A 9683-nucleotide genomic window follows, 5' to 3' on the forward strand; every position below is an offset into this window, starting at 1 on the left:
CCCCATGGGTGGCTGCTCGACCAGGCTGGCCCGCGCTTATGCGGCGGCCGGCGCAGCCAGATTCAGCGCAGCCACCCATGGGGTGGCTCTACCCCCTCACCGGGAATCCCCTTGCCACGCCAGCCAACCGCCAGCGCCCCCACGCCCACCGACGATGCCTTCGTCGCGCGCCTGCTGCCGTGGTTCGACGGCCACGGCCGGCATGATCTGCCGTGGCAGCATCCACGCTCGCCGTACCGGGTGTGGCTGTCGGAGATCATGCTGCAGCAGACCCAGGTCAGCACGGTCATCCCCTACTTCCTGAAATTCCTGCAGGTGTTCCCCACCCTGCCCGCCCTGGCGGCCGCCAGCAACGATGCGGTGATGGYGCAGTGGGCCGGGCTGGGCTACTACGCCCGCGCGCGCAACCTGCATGCGGCGGCCAAGCGCTGCGTCGAGCTGCACGGCGGCGAGCTGCCGCGCGATGTCGATGCGCTGCATGCGCTGCCGGGCATCGGCCGCAGCACGGCAGGCGCGATCCTCAGCCAGGCCTGGAACGACCGCTTTGCGATCCTCGACGGCAATGTCAAACGCGTGCTGACCCGCTACCACGGCATCGAGGGTTTCCCCGGCCTGCCGGCGGTGGAAAAAATGCTGTGGGCATTGGCCGAAGCACACGTACAGCATGTGCCCGACGCGCGCCTGGCCGATTACACCCAGGCGCAGATGGACCTGGGCGCGACGATCTGCACCCGCAGCCGGCCCGCGTGCGCGATCTGCCCGCTGCAGGACGACTGCGTGGCACGCCGCGAAGGCCGCACGGACCAGCTGCCCACGCCCAAACCGAGCAAGACCCTGCCCGAACGCGAGGCGGTGGCGTTGCTGCTGCGCGACGGCAGCGGCCGCGTATTGCTGCAGAAGCGGCCGGACACCGGCATCTGGGCACAGCTGTGGACGCTGCCGCAGGCCGACAGCGGCATGCAGTTGCAGGACTGGTTCGACGCGCACATCGACGGTTCGCTGGAAGATGCCGAGCCGCTGCCGGTGCTGCAGCACACCTTCAKCCATTACCGGCTGCACCTGCAGGTACTGGTGTGCCGGGTGCAGGGCCTGCGCGCGGAAGATCCCGGCCTGCGCTGGGTCGATGCCCAGGCACTGGCCACGCTTGGCCTGCCCGCCCCGATCCGCAAGCTGCTGGAGACCGGCGCGCCGCCCGCATCGCCCAAGCGCCGTACAATGCGACGCGCACCATCCTCACCCGATTCCGAGTAAGCCATGCCCCGCACCGTTTTCTGCCAGTACGAACAACGCGACACCGAAGGCCTGGACTTCGTGCCCTACCCCGGCGAACTGGGCCAGCGCATCTTCAACGGCATCGGCAAGAGCGCCTGGAGTGCCTGGCTGGCGCACCAGACCATGCTGATCAACGAAAACCGGCTGTCGCCGCGCGATCCCAAGCACCGCGCGTTCCTGGAAACCGAGCTGGTGAAATACCTGTTCGAGAAGGACGCCGAGAAGCCGGCCGGATTCGTTCCCGAGGCGTGATTCCAGCGCGCTGCCGACCTGCAGCCGGCAGCGATCGGCTCCTCCGGCGGCACCCCGCTGCCATGCATTCTCCGCCCGCGCGCGCGGCAGTGGCCGGGACGCAACGACCGATCATGAGACGCCCTACGCGACGGCCGAACGGCCGGCACGCAGTTACTTCGCCGGCGCGGCCTGGGCTTCCTCGCGCTCCTGCACCTGCGCCTGGCGCAGCTGCTTCTCCGAGGAACGCAGGGCCTGCACATCCAGCTTGCGGATGCTGTCAATGAAGCACGGCATGTTCATCGGGCCCTGGGTCGGGTCGCGCACCAGCACCTTGTCGAAGCGTGCCGAGACCCGCCCGACCCTGCTGGTCAGCGCGATCGCCGGCGCGTAGTCCAGGCCCTGGCAGGGCCCGCGCAGTTCCAGCAGATAGCCTTCGCTCGGCCGCGTCCACACTGCCAACGCGCTGTCGCCCAGTTCGGTCCAACCCGACAACGATCCGTACAGCGGCATGTCCTGCTGCGGCGGGCCGGCATGGGCACGGTAGAGGGCCAGCCGCTCATCGCCGCTCAAGCGGCCGGTGGTCGCGCAGCCGACCAGGGTCAGGCACAGCGCGGCGGTTGCGATCAGGGTCTTCATGGCGCCTCCATCGGGGATGAATGCGCCGATGATGCACCCCTCGCGTGAGGCCGGCGCCATGGTCGCGCCGGCCATTGAGCGGCCAGCTCAGACCTGGCTGTGGGCCAGTGCGTGCAGGCGCCCTTCGCGCAGCTCCAGCACGCGGTCGAGCTTGCGCGCCAGGCTGCGGTCGTGGGTCACCAGCACCAGGCTGGTGTGGTACGCACGGTTCAACTCCAGCATCAGCTCGAACACGGTGCCGGCGGTCTTGTCGTCCAGGTTGCCGGTTGGCTCGTCGCCCAGCACGCACGCCGGCCGGTTGACCAGCGCGCGCGCCACGGCGGCACGCTGGCGCTCGCCGCCGGACAGCTCGCCGGGCTTGTGCTCCAGCCGATGCCCCAGCCCGACCGATTCCAGCAGGGCCTGCGCGCGGCTCTTGGCCGTCGCCACCGCTTCGCCGCCCAGCAGCCCCGGCATCATCACGTTTTCCAGCGCGGTGAATTCCGGCAGCAGGTGGTGGAACTGGTACACAAAGCCAAGCGCGCGGTTGCGCAGCTGGCCACGCTGGCCGTCAGACAGCCCGGACATGCGCTGGCCGGCCACGAACACCTCACCGGCGGTCGGCGTATCCAGCCCGCCCAGCAGGTGCAGCAGGGTGCYCTTGCCGGCGCCGGAGGCACCGATGATGGCCACCGTCTCACCGGCGGTTACGCTCAGATCCAGGCCGTTGAACACCGGGGTCTGCATGCGACCTTCGGCATAGGTCTTGGCGAGCCCTTCGGCGCGGATCACTTCATCGCCGCGGTTGATCGGCTCATTCATAGCGCAGGGCCTCCGCCGGCTGGGTGCGGGCGGCGCGCCACGCGGGGTACAGCGTGGCCAGGAAGCTCATGGCCAGCGCGATCACGGTGATGACGATGATGTCCGGGGTCTGCATGTCGGTCGGCAGGCCGGTGATGTAGTAGACGTCCTCCGGCAGCAGCTTGACGTTGAACAGGGTTTCGATCGCACCGAGGATGCGCTCCAGGTTCAAGGTCAGGGTGATGCCGCCGATCACGCCGGCAACGGTGCCGATGATGCCGATCAGCGAGCCCTGCACCATGAACACCTGCATCACCCCGCCCGGGGTGAGCCCCAGCGTGCGCAGGATGGCGATGTCGGCCTGCTTGTCGGTGACCAGCATCACCTGCGAGGACACCAGATTGAACGCGCCCATGGCGATGATCAGCGAGAGCAGGATGCCCATCACCACCTTTTCCATGCGCAGCGAGTGGTACAGGTTGGCGTTCTGCTGGGTCCAGTCGCTGACCCGGTAACCGCCGCCCAGGGTGTGGGCCAGGTCCACGCCCACGTCCAGCGCCTTGTCCATGTCATGCAGTTTCAGCCGCACGCCGGTGACCCCGTCCATGCGCAGCACGCGCTCCAGGTCGGCCATGTTGGCGAACGCCACGCCCTTGTCGATTTCGTTGTAGCCGGCCTCGAAGATGCCGCTGACGGTGAAGCGCTTCAGCCGCGGCATCGCCCCGACCGGGGTGCCCTGCACTTCGGCCAGCGTCACCAGCACGGTGTCGCCGACATCCACGCCCAGCCAGATCGCCAGCTCCTTGCCGACCAGCAGGTTGTAGCTGCCGGTCGTAAGGCTGTCGAAGCTGCCCTTGACCAGTTTCTGGTTGATCACCGAGACACCCGGCTCCAGCGCCGGATCGATGCCCTGCACGATCGCACCCTGCACGCGCGGACCGCTGAGCATGGCCTGGATCTCGATATACGGCGCGGCACCCGCTACGCGCGGATCCTTCTTGGCCGTATCCACCGCACGCTGCCAGTCCGACATCGGCGCGCCGTCGGTGGTGATGGTGGTATGGGCGGTCATCTGCAGCAGGCGGTCGCGGATTTCCTTCTGGAAACCACTCATCACCGCCAGCGTGGTGATCAGCACGGTAACGCCAAGGGCGATACCGAGGATGGAGGCCATCGAAATGAAGGAGATGAAACCGTTGCGGCGTTTGGCGCGCAGATAGCGCAGACCGATTGAAACAGGGATGGGTTTGAACATGCAGGTGCGCCGGACAATTCAGGCTATGGTGCCACTGCCGGACGTGAACGGGAAATGCAGTGTGCGCGGACGGCCAGACGCAGTTCACGTCGCGACGCCGGCGCCAGCGTATCGGGCCAGAACAGCCGCCAGCGCCGCCGCCCCTGCTGGCGCCAGGCCAGTTGCAGCAGGACCCCGCGATCGGACAATTGCAGGTCCTCGACGGCCTTGCCGTCTACCTGTGCCAAGGCTTCACCAGGCAGAATCACGATGCGCTGCGCCGGCGTCCGCCAATACCGCCATGCCTCGGCCCCGCCCAACAACAGGGCCAGCAGCGATGCGGGCCAGCGCAGCCCGGCGGGCAGGTCACTGCTGCACAGCGCCCAAGGCGCCAGCGCGGTGATCAGCAGCTGCGCCCCGCACTGCCAGCGCGAGGGGCGCCACTCAAGCCGGCAGGGCGCGGATCCGGGCGATGAGCGCGGCGGGCTGGGCATGCGGGCACTCCTCGTAACCCATGAACCAGCGCCACAACTTATCGTCCTCGCTCTCCAGCAGGAACAGGAAAACCTCGCGCTCTTCGGTAGGGGCCTGCAACCAGCAACGGTCCAGGTAACGGCCGAACAGCTGGTCCAGCTCGCGCATGCYGCGGCGGCAACGCCAGCGCAGCTTCTTCAGTTCAGTGGCTTCGTCCATCGACGTGGATGCATCCATAAAGGCGGCGACCGCTGGGTCGCCCGAAACGACAGCGGCACCAGACCTTCCGGTCGGTGCCGCCGATGTCGCCCGCGCCTGCGCGCGGGCGGTGCTGAAACCACTCAATCAGGCGCGGCGCGCCATCATCAGCTTCTTGATCTCGGCAATGGCCAGCGCCGGGTTCAAGCCCTTCGGGCAGGTCCGCGAGCAGTTCATGATGGTGTGGCAGCGGTACAGCTTGAACGGGTCTTCCAGCTCGTCCAGGCGCGCACCGGTGTCTTCATCGCGCGAGTCGACGATCCAGCGGTAGGCCTGCAGCAGGATCGCCGGGCCCAGGTAACGCTCGCCGTTCCACCAGTAGCTCGGGCAGCTGGTCGAGCAGCACGCGCACAGGATGCACTCGTACAGGCCGTCGAGCTTCTTGCGGTCTTCCGGCGACTGCAGGCGCTCGCGATCCGGCGGCGGCGGGGTCTGGGTACGGATCCACGGCTTGATCGAGGCGTACTGCGCGTAGAAGTGGGTCAGGTCCGGAACCAGATCCTTGACCACGCTCATGTGCGGCAGCGGGTAGATCGGCACTTCGGCCTTGCCGCAGTCGGCGATGGCGCGGGTGCAGGCCAGCGTGTTGGTGCCGTCGATGTTCATCGCGCACGAACCGCAGATGCCCTCGCGGCACGAACGACGGAAGGTCAGGGTCGGATCGACCTCGTTCTTGATCTTGATCAGCGCGTCCAGAACCATCGGGCCGCAGCTGTCCAGGTCGATCTCGTACGTGTCGGTACGCGGGTTGCTGTCGTCGTCGGGACTCCAGCGGTAGATCTTGAAAGTGCGCGTGTTCTTCGCACCGCTCTTGGCGGGGAAGTGCTTGCCCTTTCCGATCTTGGAATTCTTGGGGAGGGAAAACTCGGCCATGGCTGTTCTCGTTGGCTCAGGCGGCTCGCGCTGCGAAGCAGGCGCGGGTTGCACGGAAGATGAGGAAGTCGACACCGCCGGCCAGCGGCGCACGTACCACCCCACCCGGGTGGGTGGCGGTGGTCGCGAGCGCTGCGTGGACGGAGGTCATGCCGCAGGTCTCTTAGTAAACGCGCGGCTTGGGCGGCACCACGTCCACGTCCTTGCTCAACGTGTACATGTGCACCGGACGGTAGTCGAAGCTGCACTTGCCGTTGTCGTCGACGTTGACCAGCGTGTGCTTCTGCCAGTTGACGTCGTCGCGGTCCGGGAAGTCCTCATGCGCATGCGCGCCACGGCTTTCCTTGCGCTGTTCGGCCGAATTGATCGTTGCCACCGCATTGAGCAGCAGGTTGTTCAGCTCGTAGGTTTCGATCAGGTCCGAGTTCCACACCAGCGAGCGGTCGGTCACCTTGACGTCCTGGAAGGAGTCGAAGATTTCGGACATCTTGGCGCAGCCCTCTTCCAGCGTTTTGCTGGTACGGAACACCGCTGCATCGTTCTGCATGGTGMGCTGCATGTTGTCGCGGATGACCGAGGTCGGGGTGTCGCCGTTGGCGTAACGCAGCTTGTCCAGCAGGCCCAGCGCCTTGTCGCACGCATCCGACGGCAGGGTCTTGTGCGGCGCGCCGGACTTGATGGTCTCAGCGCAACGGTTGGCCACCGCACGACCGAACACGACCAGATCCAGCAGCGAGTTCGAACCCAGGCGGTTGGCACCGTGCACGGAGACGCAGGCCGCTTCGCCGATCGCATACAGGCCCGGCACCACCGCATCGGGGTTGTCGCCGACCTTGCGCACGACTTCGCCGTGGTAGTTGGTCGGGATGCCACCCATGTTGTAGTGCACGGTCGGGATGACCGGGATCGGCTGGGAGTGCACGTCCACGCCGGCGAAGATCCGCGCGCTTTCGGCGATACCCGGCAGCTTGTCGTCGATCACGCCCGGGCCGAGGTGGGTCAGGTCGAGCAGGATGTGGTCCTTGTGCTCGCCGACGCCGCGGCCTTCGCGGATTTCAATGGTCATCGAACGCGACACCACGTCGCGCGAGGCCAGATCCTTGTAGTGCGGTGCGTAGCGCTCCATGAAGCGCTCGCCGTTGCTGTTGCGCAGGATGCCGCCTTCGCCGCGCACGCCTTCGGTGATCAGGCAGCCGGCGCCGTAGATACCGGTCGGGTGGAACTGCACGAACTCCATGTCCTGCATCGGCAGGCCGGCACGCATGACCAGACCGCCGCCGTCGCCGGTGCAGGTGTGGGCCGAGGTGGCGCTGAAGTAGGCGCGGCCGTAGCCGCCGGTGGCCAGCACCACGCCGTGGGCGCGGAACAGGTGCAGCGAGCCGTCGGCCATGTCCAGGGCGAGCACGCCGCGGCAGACGCCTTCGTCATCGAAGATCAGGTCGAGGGCGAAGTACTCGATCATGAAGCGCGCGTTGTGCGCCAGCGACTGCTGGTACAGCGTGTGCAGCATGGCGTGGCCGGTACGGTCGGCGGCGGCGCAGGTACGCTGCGCGGACGGGCCTTCGCCGTACTTGGTGGTCATGCCGCCGAACGGGCGCTGGTAGATCTTGCCCTCTTCGGTACGGCTGAACGGCACGCCGTAGTGCTCCAGTTCGATGATGGCCGGAATCGCTTCGCGGCACATGTACTCGATCGCGTCCTGGTCACCCAGCCAATCCGAGCCCTTGATGGTGTCGAAGAAGTGGTAGCGCCAGTCGTCCTCACCCATGTTGCCCAGCGCGGCGGAGATGCCACCCTGCGCGGCCACGGTGTGGGAACGGGTCGGGAAGACCTTGGTCAGGCAGACGGTCTGCAGGCCCTTGGCGGCAAGACCGAACGTAGCGCGCAGGCCAGCACCGCCGGCGCCGACCACGACCATGTCGTACTTGTGTTCCGTAATCTTGTAAGCGGACATCTAATCTGGATTCCTGTCTTGGTGCCTGGACTCAGGCAACGCCGAGCGCAATGCGGGCGACCGCAAACACACTGACGATCGCGCCGAGCACGGCGATGAACTTCACCGTGGTCTGCAGCGCCAGGGCCAGCAGCGAGTTGTGGATGTAGTCTTCCAGCACGACCTGCAGGCCGAGCTGGGCGTGCCAGAACATCGCGACCAGGAAGCCGACCAGCAGCACCGCATTCCACGGCTTGGACACCGCGTCGGTGGCGGTCACGTAATCGGCGCCGATCAGGCTCAGCACGAACACCAGGAACCAGATGGTCAGGCCGACCAGCGCGGTGGCGGTCAGGCGCTGCATCACGAAGTGCTCGGTGCCGGTCTTGGCGGCGCCCAGGCCACGCACGTTCTTCAGCGGGGTACGGTACTTGTTCATGCGGCCGCTCCCAGGAAGACGTAGGCCCACACCAGCGCGGTGATCACCAGGCTGGCGAACACCGAGATCCAGCTGCTGCGCACGAAGGCGGGGATGGAGAAGCCGATCGCGAAGTCCTGCACGATATGGCGCAGGCCATTGCACAGGTGGTAGGCGAAGGACCAGGTCCATGCGAACAGGAACAGCTTGCCGTACCAGCTGCCGGCATGGCCGGTGAAGCAGTTCCAGGATTCAGGACCCATCATCAGGGCGAGCAGGCCGCCGGCAATGATCAGGGCTCCAACAGACAGAAAGATGCCGGTGGCTCGATGCAGGATCGAGGTGGCCATCTGGATCTGCCAGCGATACACCTGAAGGTGCGGGGAAAGGGGACGTTCTCTGGCGGCCATTCGCTGGGCTCGTTGTCTCGGCTGGGCGGCGCAATGCCGCGTTGGCTCAATGCTGATCAGAAATCGATGCAGCGTCCGTTTTTCTCCCAATCTCCATACCGCACCGGATCGAGTCCGCCGCGGCCACCAATCTCCACAGGCACCGCGGGCGTCTCGGGAAGCGGCTGCTTCTCGTCGACCTGCGGGGCATCGGAGTCGGATTCTGGAGTGGGGGTTGTTTGGCCTATCATGGGTGGTCTCGCAACGCACAAATTTTAGACCCCGTTCACGTGCCTGACAACCTGCCCATGGAATTCAACGGCTTTCCGCGCCTCCCCGGTCACCAGCTGCTCAGTCTGGAGGGCACCGATGCAGCGGCATTTGCCCACGCCCAGTTTTCCAGCGACGTCACCGCCCTGCCCGAGCGGCATTGGCAATGGAGCGCCTGGCTGAGCGCCAAAGGCCGCACCATTGCTGTGTTCCAGCTGATTCGCGTGGACCCGGACACGGTGCTGCTGGTGCTCGCCGACGGTGATGCCGATGCGATTGCGTCGCAGTTGCAGCGTTTTGTATTCCGTCGCAAGGTCAGGATCGCGGTCCGCAATGACCTGATCGTGGCCGGCAGCTTTACCGCACCGGACGCCGCCTCGGGCGCAGCAATCGCTGCACATGGTGAGACGCTGGAGCTGGATGTGGGCAGCTACGCGCTGCCGCGGACGCTGCGCATTGCCCCGGCGCACGCCGATGAAGCCGCCGATTCTGCCGGCTTCGATCTGGCCTGGCGTCAATCCGATCTGCGCTACGGCGTGCCGCGGCTGGACCTGCCGCAACGCGAACAATGGACCCCGCAGCAACTCGGCCTGGACCGCTTGAACGGTTACAGCGTCAAGAAGGGCTGCTATCCCGGCCAGGAAATCGTGGCCCGCACCCATTTCCTGGGCAAGGCCAAGCGCGCATTGCAGTTGCTGCGCGTGGTCGACGGCGCAGTCAGCGGCGCGCAGGTCCAGCAGAACGGGACCGCCATCGGCACCCTGGCCAGCGTGGCCGGCGACCTGGCGCTAGCGGTACTGCCGCTGGAGATGCCCGGCGATCCGTTGTCGGTGGATGGCATCGACGCCGTGCCGCTGCCGTTGCTGGAGGGTCTGGCGCGGTAGGCATCAACCGTTGGTCGATGCGCCACAC

General features: G+C 66.6%; 13 protein-coding genes. 3 read left to right on the plus strand and 10 right to left on the minus strand.

Features of this window, described 5'->3' with window-relative positions; translation table 11 throughout:
• Positions 1-111: 111 nt before the first annotated feature.
• Together mutY and AC1DQP_RS11720 are read left to right on the plus strand one after the other, a co-directional pair.
• Positions 112-1251 (plus strand): A/G-specific adenine glycosylase, encoded by a 1140-nt coding sequence (gene mutY, locus AC1DQP_RS11715; protein WP_478051644.1) that lies wholly within the window; start codon positions 112-114, stop codon positions 1249-1251.
• 3 nt (positions 1252-1254) lie between these two features.
• Positions 1255-1524: an oxidative damage protection protein gene (locus tag AC1DQP_RS11720; protein WP_038689032.1), complete on the plus strand. Its 270-nt coding sequence runs from the start codon at positions 1255-1257 to the stop codon at positions 1522-1524.
• A gap of 153 nt (positions 1525-1677) precedes the next feature.
• On the opposite strand, the gene AC1DQP_RS11725 is transcribed toward AC1DQP_RS11720, so the two are convergent.
• The 10 genes from AC1DQP_RS11725 to AC1DQP_RS11770 all read right to left on the minus strand — a co-directional run bounded on the left by AC1DQP_RS11725 (position 1678) and on the right by AC1DQP_RS11770 (position 8752).
• Positions 1678-2142 (minus strand): DUF6491 family protein, encoded by a 465-nt coding sequence (locus AC1DQP_RS11725; RefSeq protein WP_457319174.1) that lies wholly within the window; start codon positions 2140-2142, stop codon positions 1678-1680.
• Positions 2143-2229: 87 nt separating this feature from the next.
• Entirely contained in the window at positions 2230-2943 is a 714-nt protein-coding gene (gene lolD, locus AC1DQP_RS11730; protein ID WP_478051645.1) for a lipoprotein-releasing ABC transporter ATP-binding protein LolD, read from the minus strand.
• Positions 2936-4177, minus strand: coding sequence for a lipoprotein-releasing ABC transporter permease subunit (locus tag AC1DQP_RS11735; protein ID WP_256774066.1), 1242 nt, complete (start codon positions 4175-4177; stop codon positions 2936-2938). Before AC1DQP_RS11735 ends, lolD begins: the two co-directional genes overlap by 8 nt.
• 23 nt (positions 4178-4200) lie before the next feature.
• Positions 4201-4650: a hypothetical protein gene (locus AC1DQP_RS11740; protein ID WP_256774067.1), complete on the minus strand. Its 450-nt coding sequence runs from the start codon at positions 4648-4650 to the stop codon at positions 4201-4203.
• Positions 4601-4849: an FAD assembly factor SdhE gene (locus tag AC1DQP_RS11745; protein WP_478051646.1), complete on the minus strand. Its 249-nt coding sequence runs from the start codon at positions 4847-4849 to the stop codon at positions 4601-4603. The genes AC1DQP_RS11740 and AC1DQP_RS11745 overlap by 50 nt, the downstream gene beginning before the upstream one ends.
• A 126-nt stretch (positions 4850-4975) precedes the next feature.
• A complete protein-coding gene (locus tag AC1DQP_RS11750) occupies positions 4976-5761 on the minus strand; it encodes a succinate dehydrogenase iron-sulfur subunit (protein WP_038689041.1) in 786 nt (261 codons plus the stop codon).
• A 163-nt stretch (positions 5762-5924) separates the two neighbouring features.
• Positions 5925-7715, minus strand: a complete 1791-nt coding sequence (gene sdhA / locus AC1DQP_RS11755; protein WP_478051647.1) for a succinate dehydrogenase flavoprotein subunit — start codon at positions 7713-7715, stop codon at positions 5925-5927.
• A 31-nt stretch (positions 7716-7746) separates the two neighbouring features.
• Positions 7747-8133 (minus strand): succinate dehydrogenase, hydrophobic membrane anchor protein, encoded by a 387-nt coding sequence (sdhD, locus tag AC1DQP_RS11760; protein WP_088432212.1) that lies wholly within the window; start codon positions 8131-8133, stop codon positions 7747-7749.
• On the minus strand, positions 8130-8522 hold the full coding sequence (gene sdhC, locus AC1DQP_RS11765) for a succinate dehydrogenase, cytochrome b556 subunit (protein ID WP_256774070.1): 393 nt from the start codon (positions 8520-8522) through the stop codon (positions 8130-8132). The genes sdhD and sdhC overlap by 4 nt, the downstream gene beginning before the upstream one ends.
• 56 nt (positions 8523-8578) lie before the next feature.
• Positions 8579-8752, minus strand: a complete 174-nt coding sequence (locus AC1DQP_RS11770) for a DUF1674 domain-containing protein (RefSeq protein ID WP_256774071.1) — start codon at positions 8750-8752, stop codon at positions 8579-8581.
• Positions 8753-8791: 39 nt separating this feature from the next.
• On the opposite strand from AC1DQP_RS11770, the gene ygfZ reads away from it, so the two are divergent.
• Entirely contained in the window at positions 8792-9655 is an 864-nt protein-coding gene (gene ygfZ / locus AC1DQP_RS11775) for a CAF17-like 4Fe-4S cluster assembly/insertion protein YgfZ (protein WP_478051648.1), read from the plus strand.
• Positions 9656-9683: the final 28 nt, after the last annotated feature.

It is taken from the genome of Stenotrophomonas sp. P5_A8, from assembly GCF_056400545.1.

Bases quoted from the DNA above. Each gene is read 5' to 3' on its own strand.
- AC1DQP_RS11770 (WP_256774071.1), bottom strand. From the start codon at position 8,752: ATGATAGGCCAAACAACCCCCACTCCAGAATCCGACTCCGATGCCCCG.
- sdhD (WP_088432212.1), bottom strand. From the start codon at position 8,133: ATGAACAAGTACCGTACCCCGCTGAAGAACGTGCGTGGCCTGGGCGCC.
- AC1DQP_RS11750 (WP_038689041.1), bottom strand. From the start codon at position 5,761: ATGGCCGAGTTTTCCCTCCCCAAGAATTCCAAGATCGGAAAGGGCAAG.
- AC1DQP_RS11735 (WP_256774066.1), bottom strand. From the start codon at position 4,177: ATGTTCAAACCCATCCCTGTTTCAATCGGTCTGCGCTATCTGCGCGCC.
- AC1DQP_RS11720 (WP_038689032.1), top strand. From the start codon at position 1,255: ATGCCCCGCACCGTTTTCTGCCAGTACGAACAACGCGACACCGAAGGC.
- AC1DQP_RS11725 (WP_457319174.1), bottom strand. From the start codon at position 2,142: ATGAAGACCCTGATCGCAACCGCCGCGCTGTGCCTGACCCTGGTCGGC.
- sdhC (WP_256774070.1), bottom strand. From the start codon at position 8,522: ATGGCCGCCAGAGAACGTCCCCTTTCCCCGCACCTTCAGGTGTATCGC.
- AC1DQP_RS11740 (WP_256774067.1), bottom strand. From the start codon at position 4,650: ATGCCCAGCCCGCCGCGCTCATCGCCCGGATCCGCGCCCTGCCGGCTT.